Source organism: Pseudomonas sp. IAC-BECa141, assembly GCF_020544405.1.
Classification (GTDB): Bacteria; Pseudomonadota; Gammaproteobacteria; order Pseudomonadales; family Pseudomonadaceae; genus Aquipseudomonas.
This window is the reverse complement of the sequence record NZ_CP065410.1, coordinates 192,424-210,084: the sequence shown is the minus strand read 5'-3', so window position 1 is coordinate 210,084 and position 17,661 is coordinate 192,424. Positions and strand designations below refer to the sequence as shown.

Annotated in this window: 13 protein-coding genes; 1 reads left to right on the top strand and 12 read right to left on the bottom strand. The window is 63.0% G+C overall.

Features of this window, described 5'->3' with window-relative positions:
• Nucleotides 1-25: 25 nt before the first annotated feature.
• Nucleotides 26-1,717, bottom strand: a complete 1,692-nt coding sequence (locus tag I5961_RS00895; protein ID WP_227234076.1) for a vWA domain-containing protein — start codon at nucleotides 1,715-1,717, stop codon at nucleotides 26-28.
• 87 nt (nucleotides 1,718-1,804) lie between these two features.
• Nucleotides 1,805-2,365: a YbhB/YbcL family Raf kinase inhibitor-like protein gene (locus tag I5961_RS00890; protein WP_085697955.1), complete on the bottom strand. Its 561-nt coding sequence runs from the start codon at nucleotides 2,363-2,365 to the stop codon at nucleotides 1,805-1,807.
• Nucleotides 2,366-2,504: 139 nt separating this feature from the next.
• On the opposite strand from I5961_RS00890, the gene I5961_RS00885 reads away from it, so the two are divergent.
• Nucleotides 2,505-4,034 carry an FAD-dependent oxidoreductase gene (locus tag I5961_RS00885; protein WP_227234075.1) on the top strand — a complete coding sequence of 510 codons (1,530 nt, stop codon included), beginning with the start codon at nucleotides 2,505-2,507 and terminating at the stop codon, nucleotides 4,032-4,034.
• Here the strand turns inward: I5961_RS00885 and pgaD are convergent.
• The 10 genes from pgaD to I5961_RS00835 form a co-directional block, all read right to left on the bottom strand.
• The gene (gene pgaD / locus I5961_RS00880) at nucleotides 4,027-4,560 is read right to left on the bottom strand and encodes a poly-beta-1,6-N-acetyl-D-glucosamine biosynthesis protein PgaD (protein WP_227234073.1); all 534 of its coding nucleotides are present in this window, start codon (nucleotides 4,558-4,560) and stop codon (nucleotides 4,027-4,029) included. The genes I5961_RS00885 and pgaD overlap by 8 nt on opposite strands.
• Complete coding sequence (gene pgaC, locus I5961_RS00875) at nucleotides 4,557-5,912, bottom strand: poly-beta-1,6-N-acetyl-D-glucosamine synthase (protein ID WP_085697952.1); 1,356 nt, start codon at nucleotides 5,910-5,912, stop codon at nucleotides 4,557-4,559. The genes pgaD and pgaC overlap by 4 nt, the downstream gene beginning before the upstream one ends.
• 1 nt (nucleotide 5,913) lies before the next feature.
• On the bottom strand, nucleotides 5,914-7,911 hold the full coding sequence (pgaB, locus tag I5961_RS00870; RefSeq protein WP_227234072.1) for a poly-beta-1,6-N-acetyl-D-glucosamine N-deacetylase PgaB: 1,998 nt from the start codon (nucleotides 7,909-7,911) through the stop codon (nucleotides 5,914-5,916).
• A 12-nt stretch (nucleotides 7,912-7,923) separates the two neighbouring features.
• The gene (gene pgaA / locus I5961_RS00865) at nucleotides 7,924-10,404 is read right to left on the bottom strand and encodes a poly-beta-1,6 N-acetyl-D-glucosamine export porin PgaA (RefSeq protein ID WP_227234071.1); all 2,481 of its coding nucleotides are present in this window, start codon (nucleotides 10,402-10,404) and stop codon (nucleotides 7,924-7,926) included.
• A gap of 261 nt (nucleotides 10,405-10,665) precedes the next feature.
• A complete protein-coding gene (locus I5961_RS00860) occupies nucleotides 10,666-12,171 on the bottom strand; it encodes a YdgA family protein (protein ID WP_227234070.1) in 1,506 nt (501 codons plus the stop codon).
• A gap of 199 nt (nucleotides 12,172-12,370) precedes the next feature.
• Entirely contained in the window at nucleotides 12,371-13,006 is a 636-nt protein-coding gene (locus I5961_RS00855) for a hypothetical protein (RefSeq protein ID WP_007957651.1), read from the bottom strand.
• 93 nt (nucleotides 13,007-13,099) lie between these two features.
• On the bottom strand, nucleotides 13,100-14,542 hold the full coding sequence (locus tag I5961_RS00850) for an efflux transporter outer membrane subunit (RefSeq protein WP_227234069.1): 1,443 nt from the start codon (nucleotides 14,540-14,542) through the stop codon (nucleotides 13,100-13,102).
• Complete coding sequence (locus I5961_RS00845; protein ID WP_007957655.1) at nucleotides 14,539-15,426, bottom strand: HlyD family secretion protein; 888 nt, start codon at nucleotides 15,424-15,426, stop codon at nucleotides 14,539-14,541. The genes I5961_RS00850 and I5961_RS00845 overlap by 4 nt, the downstream gene beginning before the upstream one ends.
• Nucleotides 15,423-15,632 carry a DUF1656 domain-containing protein gene (locus I5961_RS00840; protein ID WP_007957657.1) on the bottom strand — a complete coding sequence of 70 codons (210 nt, stop codon included), beginning with the start codon at nucleotides 15,630-15,632 and terminating at the stop codon, nucleotides 15,423-15,425. The genes I5961_RS00845 and I5961_RS00840 overlap by 4 nt, the downstream gene beginning before the upstream one ends.
• Nucleotides 15,629-17,620 (bottom strand): FUSC family protein, encoded by a 1,992-nt coding sequence (locus I5961_RS00835; protein WP_319633917.1) that lies wholly within the window; start codon nucleotides 17,618-17,620, stop codon nucleotides 15,629-15,631. The genes I5961_RS00840 and I5961_RS00835 overlap by 4 nt, the downstream gene beginning before the upstream one ends.
• Between the last annotated feature and the right edge of the window lie 41 nt (nucleotides 17,621-17,661).

Here is a 17,661-nt window from a genome sequence, read left to right as displayed (position 1 = left end):
GTGATGAAGCCTTTGAGGCGGCTCACTATTCAATCCGTCGCTCAGTGGACATTCCGATGGAGGCGGTGGACGTACGCAGGCTCTGCGCCAGTTCCACCAGTTGCACGAACTCGTTGCGCAGACCGAAGCGGTCATCGCCACGGGCACCTCGGGCCAGGGCTTCGGTGTCCTTGAGGCTGAAATCACCGGTGTAGCGGCCGTCCTTGAGTTGCTGGGAAAACGCGGCGACGGCGGCGGCGAAACGCAGGTCCTCACTGGCCGGCGCAACCTGACTGGCAATCGGCCGCTCGATCAGCAGACTTTTCCCACCCTCAGGCTTTTGATATCGCACACGCAGCATTGCCAATTCTCCTTTCTTCTCGGAAACCACTGCATCGGTTTTTCCGTAGCGCAGCGGCTCCAGCCAGCCCTTCTCGCCTGTCGGGACAATTTCATACAACGCCGTCACCGTATGGCCTGCACCGACTTCGCCGGCATCGACCTTGTCGTTGCTGAAATCCTCACGCTTCAGCGCGCGGTTTTCGTAGCCGAGCAGCCGGTATTCGCTGACCTGCGCCGGGTTGAACTCGACCTGCAACTTGACGTTTTTCGCCACCACGGCGAGGGTCGAACCGAGTTGATCCACCAGCACCTTGCGCGCTTCACGCAGGTTGTCGATGTAGGCGTAGTTGCCGTCACCGGCATCGGCCAGTTGTTCCATCAGGTGCTCATTGTAGTTATCCACACCGAAACCCAGGGTGGTCAGGGAAATTCCGGTCTTGCGTTTATCCACAGCCATTTGTTTCAGGCTGTCGAAGTCGCTGATGCCGACATTGAAGTCACCGTCGGTGGCCAACAGGATGCGGTTGATGCCTTTGGGGATGAACGCCTGCTGCGCCATCTGATAAGCCCGCTCAATGCCTGAAGCGCCGGCGGTCGAGCCGCCGGCAGTCAATTGCTCGATGGCTGCGCGAATTTTCGCCTTTTCCCGTCCGGAAGTCGGCTCCAGCACCACTCTGGATTCGCCGGCATACACCACCAGCGACACCCGATCCTGCTCGCGCAATTGATCGACCAGCAATTTCAGGGTGCTTTTGACCAGCGGCAAGCCTTCGCGGCGGTCCATCGAGCCGGACACATCCACCAGAAACACCAGGTTCGCTGGCGCCAGTTCCGCCACGGCGCGGTCGGACGCCTTGATGCCGATGCGCAGCAAGCGGGTGTGCGGATTCCACGGTGAAGCAGCCAGTTCGGTGGTCACGCCAAAGGGCGAGCCATCGCTCGGCAGCGCATAGTCGTAGGGAAAGTAATTGACCATCTCTTCCAGCCGCACCGCGCCCTCCGGCGGCAGTCGACCCTGATTGAGCAACCGCCGCACGTTGGCGTAGGCGCCGGTGTCGACGTCGGCACTGAAGGTCGAGACCGGGGTTTCGGCGACGCTGTGGATCGGGTTGTCGGCCAGATTGGCGTACTGCTCGCGCTGTTCGTCGCGATAACCCTGTGGATAACTTTCACCGGCCGGCATTGGTGCAAAACGGGCGATCGGCGCCGCCAGGACACTGCGCTTGGCCATCGAGCTGTCGGCCATGATCGCTTCGGGCTGCGCGGAAGATTTCAGTTCGGTCTGCGCCGGAGGTGGCACAACGGTGGTTTCCGGGCTGGAGGAAACGCCGCAACCGGCAACCACCAGCAACACACTGGCAGCAAGAGGGCGCAGAAGCGTGGAAGGAAGGGACATGGGGGCTGACCTCGGGGAAGAATTGATCCATTCATCCCCTGAGACGGGCAGCCCTTTCAGTACGGGTTAAACCTCACCGAAAAATTTTCAGCGGTGATAACGCCGCACCACACTGCTGTTGCGCAGCACGTGGCCTTTGATTTTTTCCATCAGCTGGGCACGGGTCAGACCGGCGGGCAAGGCGTCCGGGGCCAGATCGAGGGCGTAGATCTGAATGATGTAGTGGTGCGCGCTGTCGCCAACCGGTGGGCATGGGCCGATGTAGCTGGTGGTGCCTTTGCTGTTGGTGCCACCGAAGCCTTCAAGGGCCGATTTTGCGCCGACACCGGCCGGAATCTGCCGGGTCGTGGCCTTGATCCCGTAGTGAATCCAGTGATCGACGCCCGCGCCTTTCTGGCCGTCCGGATCGTGCATGACGATCGCGTAGCTCAGGGTTCCGCTGGGGCCTGCGTTCCAGCTCAGGGCCGGTGACTGGTTCTTGCCGCCGCAGCCGGCCGCATCGCTGGCCGCCGCCGAGGTGAACAGACGGTTATCCGACACACCGGGAATGCTGAGGGTGAAACGCTCCTGGGCCTGCGCCGGAAACTGCACGCAAAGGGCGACGGCAACGGCCGCCAGCCAAGGGTTGAGAGAGGTCAATCGGGTCATTCCGGGAGCACCTTGTGCAGTTGGGCCTTCGTCGGCCTGCAAACTATAGCCGTACCGTTCGTGCCGTGGCAGTAGGAAATGGCTGAACCTCGCAATGCGGCCCAAACTCGTAAGAGAAATGCCTGTGAGGAGCACGAACATGACCCTGCACCGTGTCGCCCGATTCGCCGATGTGCCTGAAGACCGTGGGCTGGAGGTGCAGATCGGCGACTGCAAGATCGTCCTGCTGCGCGCCGCCGGCCAGTTGCGCGCCTTTCAGGGGGAATGCCCGCATGCCGGCGCGCCGCTGGCGGAAGGTGCGTTGTGTCACGGCCGGCTGATCTGCCCGTGGCACAAGGCAGCCTTTCGCGCCGAAGACGGCGCCTTGTGCGAACCTCCGGCGCTGGACAGCCTCAAGCGCTATCCGCTGGAACTGCGCGGCGACGAGGTGTGGGTCGATGACCAGCCGTTGCCGGATCCGCACACTCCGCCGCAGGACGATCCACGCACCTTTGTCATTGTCGGCGCCGGTGCCGGCGGAACGGCCTGCGCCGCCGCGCTGCGCGAGAAAGGCTTCGGCGGGCGGATCGTGCTGATCGACTGCGAGCCGGACGCCGGCTACGACCGAACGGTGTTGAGCAAATTCGTGCTGTCCGGGGAAATGCCGGCGCCGGAAACCCCGCCCCTGCGCGATGACGACTTTTACCGCGAGCAACACATCAATCGGGTTTCGGGCGAGGTCAGCGGGCTCGATGCCGATACCCGGACCCTTCACCTGAGCGATGGCCGCACAATGAATTACAGCGCGGCGGTGCTGGCCACCGGCGCAACGCCCAACGCGCTGAAACTGCCCGGCGCCGACCTGCCCCAGGTGTTTGTCCTGCGCTCCAAAGCCCAGGCGCAATCCATCATGGACGCCGCCCAACCCGGCCAGCGTGCCGTCATCATCGGTGACAGCTTCATTGCACTCGAATGCGCCTCGGCCCTGCGCCAGCACGGGCTCGAGGTGACGGTACTCGCGCGGCACGCGATTCCCTTCGCGGCGCAGTTCGGTGAAGCCGTCGGCAAGGCGATCCGTGCGCTGCATGAAGAAAACGGCGTGAAATTCATCACCGATCACGAAGCCATGGAAATCACCGGCGACGGTAAGGTCGAGGCAGTGTTGCTCGACAATGGCCTGCGCCTGTCGGCGGATCTGGTGTTAGCGGGAATCGGCGTACATCCGGCCACCGAAGCATTCGGCGACCTGCCGCGCGAGGACGATCAATCGCTGTTGGTCGATGGCAGCCTGCGCGTCACCGAAGGTCTGTGGGCCATTGGCGATATCGCCACCTTCCCGCTGAACGGCCAGCCACAACGCATCGAGCACTGGCGCCTGGCCCAGCAGCACGCGCGGATCGCCGCTGCCAATCTGCTCGGTGGCGATGAACATTACCTCGACGTGCCGTATTTCTGGACCTGGCATTTCGGCCGCAACTACGACTATCTCGGTCACGCCGAGGCGTGGGATGCGGTCGAATTTATCGGCGAACCCGAACAGCCGCCGTTTATCGGACTGTTCGGGTGCAAGGGTGTCGTGGTGGCAGCGGTGGCCTGCGAAGAGGAAAGGTCGATGGCGCTGCTGGCCGAACGCATGAAGCAACCGCTGTCGATGGAGGAGGCCTGGCGGCTGATTCGCGCCGTCAGGTGATCCGGTTCAACGGCTCGCGGTTGTCATCGTCCTCGGCGTGCAGAAAGATCACCCGAGGGTGCTCCAGTGGCGCCAGCGGCGGCGGCAATTCTTCAGGTTGGACCGGCCACAAATGCGGCACGACATGGCTGACGTCGCCGTCCTGATCGTTGTGGATGGTCATGACGCCCGGCCCGCGCAGTTTCTGAAAGCGGTCGTCGCACAGTTTGAAGCTGCGGCTCAGCGCCTCATCGTCGACCACCGGGGGCGGCAGGCGACGCTGGGCGAAGCTTCGGCTCTTGCGTTGTTGATAACGCGCCCAGCCGATCAGGATCACCGCGTTGACCAACGCCACCCACAGGTAAATCTGCAAAGTGCCGAGGGCTTCGAACGCCGAATGGTCGATGCGCGGCCCGCCTTCGTGGGTCTCGATCAACGGCCACAGGCCGCGCACCAGCAGATACAGCAGGCCGACCCAGGCCAGCACCGTGAAGAACGCATCGACCACCACCAGAAACGGCCGTTGGCGGGTCCGGATGATTTTCATTTGATAACCTCCTCTTCATCGTCCCCGATCGGTTTGATACCCCGGTCGGGACTGACCCAGCGCGCACGCTTCTGGTGTTGACCGAACAATACCTTGGGGAAACTGACCAGCGTGGTCAGCAGGCTGACGAACCAGAACGCGATCGGGTACCACACCACCCAGAACATCGTCTTGCCCAGGCCCGGCTCGTAGCGACGGTCAATGATGATGCTGACCGCGAACTGCACCAGGCAGACAAACGCCAGCAGCAAACCGGTAAACGCCGGAGGCATCAGGTGATGCACCGCAATCGCCTCGGGCATGACCACGAACTTGCCGACGGCCCAGAAGATCACCGACAACAGGAAGGTGAACGCCCAACCGGTGGACAGGCAGTATTCGAACAGCAGCGGCCAAAGGTAACGGTGACGGTACTGCCAGATCCCGCGAATGTTCTTGAACAGCACTTCGGCGCCGCCCTGGGCCCAGCGCAGACGCTGTTTCCACAGACCGCGCAGGGTTTCCGGCATCAGGATCCAGCACAGGGCACGGGGCTCGTAGAAGATGCTCCAGTGGTCCAGTTGCAGCTTCCAGCTGATGTCGATGTCTTCGGTGATCATGTCCGGGCTCCAGTAGCCGACCCGGTTCAGCGCGGTACGGCGGAACGCGACGATCACACCCGAGACGGTGAAAATCCGCCCGAACACCCGCTGGGTGCGCTTGATCAGCCCGATGATCGACGAGAACTCGCCGACCTGAACCCGCCCGACCAGCGTCGAACGCGTGCGGATTCGTGGGTTGCCGGTCACCGCGCCCAGCCGCGCGTTGTCGAGCATCGGCGCGACGAGATAAGCCGCGGTGTTCGGCGCCAGCAGCGCGTCACCGTCGATGCACACCAGATATTCACTGCGCGCAGCAATGGCGCCCATGCGCAGAGCCACGGCCTTGCCCTGGTTTTCCGCCAGGTGCAGCACCCGCAGCCGAGGGTCTTCCTTGGCCAACGCATCCAGCACTTGTGCGGTGTTGTCCTTGGAGCCGTCGTTGATCGCGATGACTTCGATGTTCGGGTAATGCTGCGCCAGCGCCGCGTGGATGGTATCGGCGGCGTTGTCGCCCTCGTTATAGCAAGGGATCAGGATCGAAATCAGCGGTTCGCCTGCCAGCGGTGGTGGCAGCGTGTCGTCCTTCCACGGCCAGTGCCGCTCCCAGTGCAGCCAGAAATACAAGCCACCGGAAATCCACAACCCGGACATGAACAGCGGGTAGAAGAACACGAAGTCCATCAGGAATTGCCCGGTGACCAGGAAGATCAGCCCCAGCGGAACGCCGAGAACGATCGCCAGAACAAGCAGGGCCAGCAGTCTATCCAGCATGTCATGGGTTCCATTTGTTGGAGAGCGCAGGCCGCACGGTTTTCAGGTCCGGCAGGTTCTCGAGGAAGTTGTCCGGGTAGTAGCCGAAACTTGTGGCGCCCTGACGCTTGAGGCGGCCCATCCAGTCGGCCAGTCGTGCACCGTCGATGTCGGCCTGTTCCTTTTTCGTCCAGTCCCGGGCCTGCAGTTCGAATACCGTGCGATCCAGCGCACCGGGGCGCTGTTTGATCTTCGCCACCAGCTGTTCGAGCCACGGGCCGGATTGCGCATGGGTCTGTTTTTCCATGAGCGGCATGGCCATCGGCGCCGTCCAGTCGTAACTCACAAGGAAGTCGTCGAGGTTCTGCGCGAACCACGCTTCGCTCTCGGGGTTGAGAATCGGCTCGGCGAAGATGTTGCGTGCGGTGAGCACTTGCGGGCCACGAATCGCGCGCACCCTGTTGGTCAGCTCATTGGTGAAGTCGATCAGGTAGCGGCTCTTGAACCGCGTCCAGCGCTGCATCGCCGCCGGATCGTCACGCAGGGCGGCGATCGAGCCCGGCAAGCCGTTGGCGGCATAGGCCTTGAGCGCCTGAGGGCCGGCGTCTTCGAAGTCCGAGAGCACCGCGTCGTCGTGGTAGAGAATGCCGTCGACCGAAGTCAGGCGTGCCACGTCTTCGTAGATCTCGCCGATGATCCGCCGCACCTCGGGATCGAACGGCGACAGGCGTTTATATTGATCCGGGTCGACAGCCGTCGTGCCGGTCTTCGGATCCCAGCGCGTCACCCGTGGCAGCCTCGAATCCAGTTCGAAACTCAGCACCGGCATCCACGCAAAGACCTTCACATGAGCCCGGGTGCGGAATTGCCAGGCGACACGATCGAACAGGTCGGCACGCATCGGCAGATGACGGTTGGGGAAGTACAGCGAATGCACCAGGCCGTCGCCCTTCGGATCGGCGAAGGCTTGCAGGAACACGGTGTTGGCGCCCATGTCCGCCATGCGCTGGATAAGTTTGCCAAGGTTGATTTCCTGCTGCGCCGGATCCGGGTCGTAGACGTTGTCCAGATCCACGTGCACCACACGCATGGTGAAGTCCGATTGCACCGCGACGATGCTGTTGGCGAAATGCTCGCCGTCAGGATCGGAGGCGACCAGGAAGCGCGGACCGCTCATCAGGTTGTCGAGAGCATCGAGACCGTCATCGAGGGTCAGGGCCATTTCGTAGCCCTGCTCACTGACCACCGTCAGCGAAGTGCCGTCCGCTGTACCGTAGGGCCAGACCCAGACCCTTGGTTTCTTACCGGTGACCTTGCGGATTTTTTCCGAGATGGCCGCCACATCGGTACGCATGCGCGACTGGAAGTCCGCTTCGGATTCATAGCGTTTGCTCACCGGATCGTAGCGTCGGGTCGCGGCCGCCGGCTGCATGTTGCCCTGCGGGTTGGCGAGGATGCCTTTGTGGCTGGCGTCGGTGTGAGCAGCGATTTCCACCAGCCCCGATTGGGAGATTTCCCGCACCTGAGCCCAGGTCAGGAAGTCCGAGCGCGCACGCGGCGTGCCGGCGAAGTCCACCGGTTGGTTCAGCGGCGTATCGATCCAGGTGCCGACCGGCGCCAGCAGCGCATGCCAGTTATAGGCGCGCAACACCGGCAACACGCGGGTGTAGAAGCTTGAGTAACCGTCGTCGAAGCTGAGCAGGATCGCCTTGGGCGGCAGTTCCGGCCCGCCCTTGCGTGCGGCCATGATCTGATCGACCGTCACCGGTTTGTAGTTGTTCTCCCGCAGCCAGGCGAGCTGTTCGAGCAGGCGCTCGGTGCGCACCGCCACCACCGCCTGATCGGGGTCACGATCTTCGACGTCGTGGTAGGCGATGCCCAGCACGTGGTTTTTCGGCCAGGGCTTTTCACTGGCTGCCACCGGTCGCTCGGACGGCGGCACGAAGGCCGGGGCTTGCTGGGCGCAGGCGCTGACCAGCAGCACTCCCAGCAGAAGGATGAAACGCGAAATCAAAGGCATCTTCAAACTCTTCTAGAAGCGGAAAGTGAGGTCGACGAGCAGACGCAGATCGGTTTCCCGGTCACCGTCGTAGGGCCGGTTGATCACGCTGAACAAACCGCCCACCTCGAACACGTCGTTCCAGGCGTACCGCTGGCCGTAACCGAGCAATGCCATGCCGCCGGTGCCGTGATCACGCTGGCTGTAAGTACCCGCACCGGCCTGGAACTGCTGGCTCCAGACGGTTTCGTAACGGTGGTACAGCACGTGATTGACGTTCAGCAGCGGCATGACGCTGAAGTCCGACTTCGGGTTGAAGTACGGCACGTCATCGGACTTGGAGTTGTGGCTGGTGCTCACTTCCAGGCCCGCGTCGACTTGCAGGTTCGGCGCGCTGTAGACGCCCTCTTTTCCGGTCAGCAAGGCTTCGACACGGTTGTTGCCGTCGCTGAAGTGCGACGGGCTGACCGCCAGCCGCCATTCGCGACTCTCGTTGGCGCGCCAGCGAATGAAACCGCTGCCGCCGTTGGCCTTGATGTCGCTGTTCAATGCCCGCAGCGGCGTCTCGGACGACAGATATTCGAGGCTGCCGCCGTATTGCCAGTGATCGTCGATGTCGCGGGCAATCGCCAGGCGCGCGCCCTGCTTGTCACCAAACCCATAGGAATGATTCGACACTTCGGCTTCGAGGGTCATGTCGCGGGTGCGACGCTCCAGGCCGACACGCTGGAAGCGGTGGTGGCCGGTCCCTTCGGTGAAATCGCCTGTGGCGTATCCGGCCCCGGCGAACACCCGCCAGTCTTCATCGATCGGCGGGCTGTAAAGGGTGGTCTGAATACCGAAGTCGCGGCTGCCGCTGACCGCGCCGGCATTGCCACCGCTGCCACCATTGGCCTTGCCGCCGTAAGCTTCGACGCGCAGTTCGGACATGTCATGCACTTCACGCTCGCGGGCCAGACGCTGGACCTGACGGTTGTCGGGGAAGCGCGCCACCACGTCGTCGGTCAGCGCGTCCATTTGCCGCCATTCCTGCAGGTCCATGGCGGTGCGGGCCTGCGCGACTTCAAGACCCATGTCGCGCGGCGCGATGCTCTCGGTTTCCTTGAGCTGGTTTTCCGCACGGCGCGGCCAGTTGCGGGCCAGGTACAGATCGGCCTGGGCCAGGCGCAGGCCGATGTTGCCCGGCGCCTGATCCACCAGGGTCTGCAAGCGCTCTTCGCCGTGAGGCAGGTCGGAGCCGTAGGTGCCGGCCTGCGCCGCCAGTTGCTGGGCGTCCATCCATTCGTCGTTGGGGTTGCCGATCGGCAGGCCCTTGAGTTCGATGCGCGGTTTCTGTGTCCTGGCCTGATCTTCGGCGACCTTGCGTGCCTCTTCGGCGCGGTCGCTTTCCAGCAGCGAGTAATACAGCGCCGTGGTGTCTTCGAGTCGGTCGCCGACATCGGCGTCCGGCGCCGCCAGCACCTGCCGGTAAAGATCGGTGGCGATTTCCGGCTGGCGCTGATCCAGATAGGACGCCGCCACCCAGCGCAGGGCGTAGGTCGGAATCTTCACGCCTTCGGCTTGCAGCTTCTGGTATTCGCTGATGACTTCGGCGGTGCGCGCCCGGGCCTTGAGCGCGCCCATGCGGTCGATGCGCCAGCGGGTCACGTCGTCGTGGGCGCTGGCGTCCGGGGTCCAGGTGGCGAGCAACTGGTCGTAGTCGGCCAGGGCGCGGTCGGCGATCACGTAGCGTTCTTTTTCGCTGCGGGTGGCCAGCTCGGCAAGGCGCACGCGCTCGGCGGCCAGATCGCCTTCCAGACGGCGCAAGGTGACGGGATCGATCAACCCCGGACGTTGCTTCGCCAGACGCAGCGCCGGCTCCGGTAGACGGGCCTTTTGCAGGGCGACCACGTATTCGCGGGCGACCTCCGGTTTGTTGCCGGCGCGAACAAAGGCCTGGTCGTATTCGAACAGCGCGTCGTAGGGCTTGCCGGCGCGATTCAGGGCGTAGCCCAGCGCCAGTCGGCGGGAAGGATCATCGAGTTTGGCGGCGACCAGCGAGCGGGCGCGGATCACCCCTTCATCAGGTTTGCTGGAGTCGGCCTGGGTCAGCGCCAGACCGAGTTGCAGGTCGGCGTTGTCCGGCTCCAGCATCAGGGCCTTGTTGTAGACCTGGATCGCCTGATCCCAACGCTTGAGGTTGCGATAGGCCCGGGCGGTGGCGGTCAGCGCCTGAACCGGCAATGCCCGGCCAAGGCCCTGGGTCTCGTAGACCTGCACCACTTCAGCGTCGAGCCCGGCCCAGCCGGCGATTTGCAGGTGATCGCTGACCTGGCCGGTGGTGGCCTGGGCCGGCGGCACCTGCCGCAAAACGGTCAGCGCGGGCGTGTAATGCCCGGCCCGGGCGTCGAGCACCATTTGATCGTAGGCCGTATCGGCGAACGCGAGCGCCGGCCAGAGCAACTGGCTGCACAGCGCGACTCGAAACAAAGGGCGTAAACCACGATGTAATACGGGAACATCAATACGCGGCATTCGTCAGCATCCTTACATGGCCAGCCGGGTAGCAGTGCTCCCCCTTGCCCATTTCGTGACGGAGGCCAAGCAAAAAACGCTCAGCCAAGCTTATCCAGGCAGTCTTGCACGCAAGCGTAGACCAAGATTCAGAACACAATAATTATTCAGATTCGTGACGATGAATTTCCCGAAAGGCCGCAAACCCGGACGCCAGACAGCAAAACGCCCGGCGTCTGCGGGTGCAGAGGCCGGGCGTTTCGTTTTAGCGCGGGGCGTCGTTTACTGAGGCTGCTCGATACTGCCGAACTTGCTCATCAAGAAGCCGACAAACTGCTCGACAGTCATCTTCTGGCCGTTGAATTCCACCTGATTGGCGGCGTAATGCAGTTTGGTGACAACGTTGGTGCCGTCCAGGGTTGCCAACTGCGAACCCACGGCCATGCCGGCGAACATGTCGGCGCCAGCGCTGGCCTGGTCAACAATGGCTTTGGCATCGGTCTGACCGTCGATTTGCGCCTGCACGCTGAGCAGATCGACCAGCATCGGCTTGGACACCAGCACATTGACGTCAAGCAGCGCGATCAGCTGTTTGCCCAACTGATCCGGCGGCAAATCCATCGACTGTGGCTTGGCCAGGTCGAGCACCAGACTCGCGCGGCTTTCGCCGTTGGCGGTTTTCAGCGACAGGTCTTCCAGCGCCAGTTGCGGCCCGGCTGCCAGCAGTTTCTGCAGGTCAGCCTTGACCTGGGCGGACTCGGCCTCGGTGAGGTCCAGCTCCGGCGCCGGCAGGCCGGCGGCGGTGGCTTCGGCAGCGGCTTTCTCGTAGGGCTGCAGTTTGGTCTGGTAGATCTGCATCAGCGACATGGCCGACGGAATGTCGAGGTTCTTCAGGCTCATCGCCAGGTTGGCCGAACCGATCTTCTTGTCGTTGAGGGTCACTTCAGCGACCTTGTAGTCGGCACGGCCGGAGGCGTTGCTGCCGTTCTCTTCGGTGCGGTTCTTCATCTCGAAGTTCTTCACGCCCAGCACCGACTGTTTGGCACCGAAGGTGGTCTTGCTGCTGGTCAGATCCAGGGTGTTCTCGCCGGTGTAGTAGCCGTAAGTGCTCTTGGCGAGGTTGCTGGCCAGGGTCAGGCCATTGAGTTCGATCTGCACCGGCGCCTGATCTTCGGCGACCGTGGTCAGGTGCAGGCTGTCCATGTAGCCGTTGGCCTTGACCTTCTGCGCCTGGGCGCTGGCGGAGATGTCCATGTTCAGGCCGGAAAATTTCAGGCTCGACTTGTCATCCAGCGCGGCTTCCAGCGGCAGCAGTTCGAGGTTGCCGGTGGTGGACTGGTCGTAACCGATGTTGACCACACCCTTGAGCGGCGCGGCGCCCTTGGTGGCGGCAAACCATTTTTCGGTGGTCGGGGTCTTTTCCAGTTCGTAGTGACTGGTGGCCATGACCGGCAGCCATTTCAGCGACACCAGCCGCGAGAACGGCAGCGGGCCGTGTTCGATGTGGTCGACGAACAGCAGCTCGACCGGCGCCTCGCCGAACATTTCACCCTCGCCCCTGAGGCGGTAGTGCGCGGTGCTGCTGAAGGTGTTGCGCTCAAGCGATACCAGTTCCAGCGACGCACTGCCGTTGGAACCGGCCATGGCGGTCTGCAATTCGCTGTTGGCGTTGGCGACGGCGTTGTTCAGGACGCCTTCGATTTTGGTGCCGGTGTACCAGGCCCCGCCTACGCTGATGGCGCCGATGGCCACAACAATTCCGAGAAGCACGCCTGCTGATTTATTCATGAATGACCTGATCGATTTCCGTGGCTGAAAGTGTGGTCGTCTTCCCTGAACCCGTGACCGGGCCGTGGCGCGACTCCGCTGAATTTAGCGGTGGAGATTAGCACTGGCAGTGCGACGCGGCCCAACGATTAAAGGTTAAAGAGTGTCGACAAGTCATGGACAAACAAAAAGATCGCCGGGTTCGGCGATCTTTCAGGGGTCAGGAATATTGCACCTCGATCTCATCAAGCTGATGGTCGAAGCTTTTCAGCCGTGCGGTCCAGGTGTACACCAGCACTTCGAAATCCCGGTCGATCACCGCCCCGCCCGGCCCGTCGCTGCGCGGGTCGCAGAAGTCCAGTTGATAACGCTCGCGGGCCATGGCGGTGGCGACGTCCGACAGTTCGCGGGCATTGTTGAGCCAGTGCCAGCCGTCGTCAGCGACTTGCCGGTCGAGGGCCAGACATTGTTTTTTCAGGGCTTCGAGGCTTTTTTCCAGCGGCGTGCCGGTAAGTTCGCCCATGACTTCGGCGAAGGTGCGCCCCGGTTGCCAGTAACTGCCCCAGAAGTAGCGGTCGAACACGGTTTCGACTTTGCGCAGCGCGACTTTGGTGTCCCAGATCAGCAGCAGCGTCTTGCTTTGCTCAAGCTGGCGTTTCTTGAGGCGCTGGCTCTGCACCAGGGCCGACGCCACGACCACGATCGCCATGACCGCGATCAGCGCCACGGTGCTGTCGAGGAAGACCATTGCCTTGTCGATCTGGTGGGCCAGCATGATGCCGTAGAAATAGGTGGCCGAGAGCAGCACCAGGGCTACCAGGGCGCACCAGAAGCCGAGAGCGTAAGGGTTTTTCATTATTGGTTTCCCCTAGACCTGCGCTAGCGATGTGCACTGAAAAGGCGCCTGGTTCGGGGCGCCCTTTCAATACTTCAAAGCATAGCAACGGCCTCAGGGTTTGCTGGCGCTCGAGGCTTGCGTTCGTCCGCTTTCCCAACCGCCGCCCAGGGCGAGGAACAAATCGATCTGGCTCATGGCAACCTGAGTGTTGGCGGCGGCCAGTTGCGCAGTGACATCGGTGTAGGTGCGGGTGGCTTGCAGGTCGGCGAGGAACGACTCGCGGCCGGCCTGGAAGAAGCGGTGCGTCTGGTCAGCCGCCAGTTTCGCCGACTGCTCGGCATCGGCCAGCGCATCACGGCGTTGCAGCAGCGCGGTGTACTGGGCCAGACCGGTCTGGGTTTCGCGGATGGCGTTGAGCACCACGCCGTCGAAATGTGCCAGCGCGCCCTGGGTGGTGGCTTCGGCTTCGCGGATCCGGGCCCGGGCGCCGTTGGTCGGCACCTTCCAGCTCAACGACGGGCCGAAGCCCCAGCGGTTGGTGGAGGGTTTGCCAAGGTTGTCCAGAATGCCGACGGTGCCGATCGTCGCGCCGAAACTGATGTCCGGGTACAACTCGCCGGTGGCGATACCGATCCCGGCCGTTGCGGCTGCCAGACGTCGCTCGGCCTGACGGATGTCCGGCCGGCGCTTGAGCAGCGCCGCACCATCGCCGACCGGCACCAGTTGAGCGATTTTCGGCAGTTCGGCGCAGCTTGCGGTGCCGGCCGGTAGTTGATCGACAGGTTTGGCCAGCAGCATCGACAGACGGAACAATCCGGCCTGACGCGCCGCCTCATAACGCGGCATGTCGGCGCGCAAGGATTTGAATTGGGTCTGCGAGCGGGTGACCTGGGTCTCGTCACCGCGCCCGGCGTCGCGCAGACGCTGAATCAGGGTGGTGCTCTGGGATTGCAGGTCGAGGGAATGCTGGGCGATTTCCCGTTCTTCGTTCGCCGCGCAGACCTGGGTGTAGGCCCGCACCACGTCGGCGACCAGGGTGATGCGTGCGGTGTCGGCAGCGGCCTGGGTCGCGTCGGCGTTGGCCTTTGCCGCTTCGATCCCGCGTTGCAACGTGCCCCACAGGTCGAACTGGTAGGACGCGCTGATACCGATATCGCCAATGTTGGCCACCGGCACTTTCTCCGGCAGCAGGAATGCCTCGCCGGATTCCTGCAAGCGTTGCGCGCCCATCTTCACGCCGCCGCTCCAGCCACCGGCCGCCTCGGCTTCATCGACCTGCGCACGGGCCCGCGACAGATTCGCCGCCGCCACCCGCAGATCGGTGTTGGACGCCATGGCCTGCTGCACCAGTTGATCCAGGCGCGGATCCTGATACAGGCGCCACCAGTCCGCCGGCACCGGGGCCGACACCACCGGTTTGCCGGCCACCGCCAGTTCGCCCTGGAAATCCTTGCGCTGGATCGCCGCGTCTTCGGGCACGTGATAGTCCGGTCCGACCATCGAGCAGGCCGACAGCATCATGCCCAAACCGGCGATCATCAGAGCCCTGCTCATTTCGCGGGCTCCTGCGGTTGATCGTCGATGATCGACACGGTGGCAGTACGTCCGGCGATCATGCGGAAGTCATCCGGCACGTCGTCGAAAGCAATGCGCACCGGTATCCGTTGCGCCAGTCGCACCCAGCTGAATGCCGGATTGACATTGGGCAGCAAGTTGCTGCCGCTCGAACGGTCGCGGTCTTCGATACCGGCAACGATGCTTTCGACATGCCCGCGCAAGCGGGCGCGGTCACCGATCACGCGGATATCCACCGACTGGCCGATGTGGATGCCGTCGAGTTTGGTTTCTTCGAAATAGCCGTCGATGTGGAACGAATTGCTGTCGACCACCGACAACACCGGACGCCCGGCGGTGACGAACTCCTGCGAGCGCGGCGCACGGTCGTTGACGTAGCCGTCCACCGGGCTGCGGATCACCGAGCGATCAAGGTTGAGCTGAGCGCTGTCCACCGCCACCAGCGCTTCGGCCAGGGCCGATTGCGCGCGGGCCACTTTCGACTGGCTTTCTTCCAGCTGTTCGGCCGGCACCAGATTGCCCAGACCGCGATTACGTTTGGCTTCCCGTTGTGCCTGAGCCAGGGTTTCTTCGCGATCAGCGACCGCTGCCTTGGCCTGGCGCAACGCCAGTTTGAAACGGTCCTGGTCGATGCTGAACAGCACCTGGCCGCGTTTCACCAACTGGTTGTCCTTCACTTCGACCTGCTGGATCAGCCCGGACACGTCCGGGGCGATCTGCACGATGTCGGCGCGAATGTGGCCGTCGCGGGTCCAGGGCGCAAACATGTAATACATCACCATGCGCCAGACCACGACGACGGCGAAAGTCACGATCAGCAGCGTCAGGACGACGCGACCGAGGGTCAGAAACGGTTTTTTCATGTCATCAGGTATCGACTGAGTGAATCCACGCCGTACAGCATCACGGCGTAGAGAGCCACGTTGAACAATGCCCGGTGCCAGACCAGACGGTAGAAATGCAGGCGTGTGAGCACGCCGTGTACCAAAACAAACAGCACATAAGTGATACCCATCAACACCAGCAGGGTCGGCAGGAAAATGCCGCTGATGTCCAGATCACCGATCATAGGGGCGCTCCTTCGGGCAGCGGTTCTTCGGGCTCTGCGTTGGAAACGAATTCCACGCCGGGCAACAGCGCCAGGCGCAAACCGCTCAAGGCATGCAACAGGTTCAGTCGGGTTTCTTCATCACCTTGACCGTTGAGCGCGCGGCGGGTGCGATCCATGGTCATCAATAAGGCACTCGGCGCCGGCAGGCGTTCGCCGGCCTTGAGACAGGCCCGGAAATACTCGCCAACCTCGGCCACCACTTGCTTGAGCAACGCGTTCGGCGCGCCCGTCACTCGCGGCGTATAGGCAAGCAGGTCGAGCAGGTTCAGCCCGACGCGCACTTCGCGCATGGCGATGCCGGTGTCCTGGCCGGTCAGCGCCAGACGCGGCAGGTGCTGCATCAGGCGGTCGAGCAACTGCACGCCCAGTTGCCGGTGTTCGGCGAGGTTGGCCGGCTCGGTCATGCTGACGATGTCTTTCCAGCTGAAACGGGTCAGGCGCTTGGCCGCCAGTTCGGCGCCGAACGGCCGGGCGATCAGCGTCCAGATGAACGCGAACAGCAGCCCCATCGGGCCCGCGAGGTTGGAATTGACGAAGGCAAAGAAGTCCGCATCGTACGCACCGGAAATGCTGATGAACGACGAGGTATTGACCAGCGTCAGCAGCATGCCGAGGTAGAAACGCGGCTGCACCGTCAGGGTACCGACACAGATGAACGGCACCGCGAACGCCAGCACCAGCATCGGAAAGTCATGCAGGTTCGGCAACACCAGAAACAGGTAAAGGCTGGCAAACAGCACCGACATTCCGGTCCAGAAAAAGAACCGGTAAATCTGTGGCGCCGGGTCGTCCATTGAGGCGAAGAAGCTGCACGACACCGCCGCCAGAATCACCGCGCTGCCGCCGTCGGTCCAGCCCAGCAGGATCCACAACACCGAGGCAACGATGATCGCCAGAATGGTCGAAGCCACCGAATACAGCATCAGCCCACGGTCGAGAAATGGCGTCAGGCGACCAAGGCGCCAGTGACGATAAACTGCGCGCCAACTGTCCTGGCGCTCACACAGGATCGCGTCCTGCAGGCTGCGGCAGTCCTGCCACAGATCGATGAATTCGCTGAGGCGATACAACGCATTGGAAAACAGCAATTGCTTGCGATCCTCCAAGGCTTCGGCACTCGGCTGCAGCGCTTCGAGCTGATTTCGCAGGGCTTGCCAGCGCTCCAGATTGGCGTCTTTGTGGCCTAGCCATTCGCGGGTCGCGGTGAGCAGCGGCGCGAATTTCTGCACCAGTTCCGGCGTGCGCCGTTCGAGGGCGTACAGCGAATCTTCGAGGGCATCGATCACCGGCAGCAGGTGGATCATCCGCCCGCGCAACTCCTTGGTGTTGCGTACGGTTTGCGGCCGCGCACCTTCGTGCGGCAACTGGCCGATCATCAATTCCAGGCTGTTGAAACTGCCGACCATGGCCATGCGCAGGGCGGCAACTTCTTCGGGCTGCACGTCGCGGCTGAGGAATTTGAGGCTGTAGGTTGTGGCGTCGGCGAACCATTTGCCCACGGCATCGTTGAACACCGGTGCCAGGCGCCGTGGCCAGAACATCGCGCCGACCACCGCCGCCACGGCGATGCCGAGAAAGATTTCTTCAGTCCGCGACTCGGCCACGTCCCACACCGCCAGCGGGTTGTCGACCACCGGCAGGGCGATCAGCGGCAAGGTGTAGCCGGCGAGCATCAGCGCGTAGTTGTTGGCGGTGCGCAGGTGCAGGGACAGGAACAACAAAATCCCCGTCCACAAGGCAATGACCACCACCAGCACATACGGGCTCTGGACGAACATCGGCACGAACAGCACTGCTGCCGCCGCACCGAGAAACGTACCGATTGCGCGATACAGCGCCTTGGAACTGGTCGGGCCGAGGAACGGGCTGGAAACGATGTACACCGTGGCCATCGCCCAATAGGGACGCGGCATCTGCATGAGCAAGGCGATGTACAGCGCGGTCATCGAGGCCGCGAACGTGCGGATCCCGTAGAACCAGTCCCGCG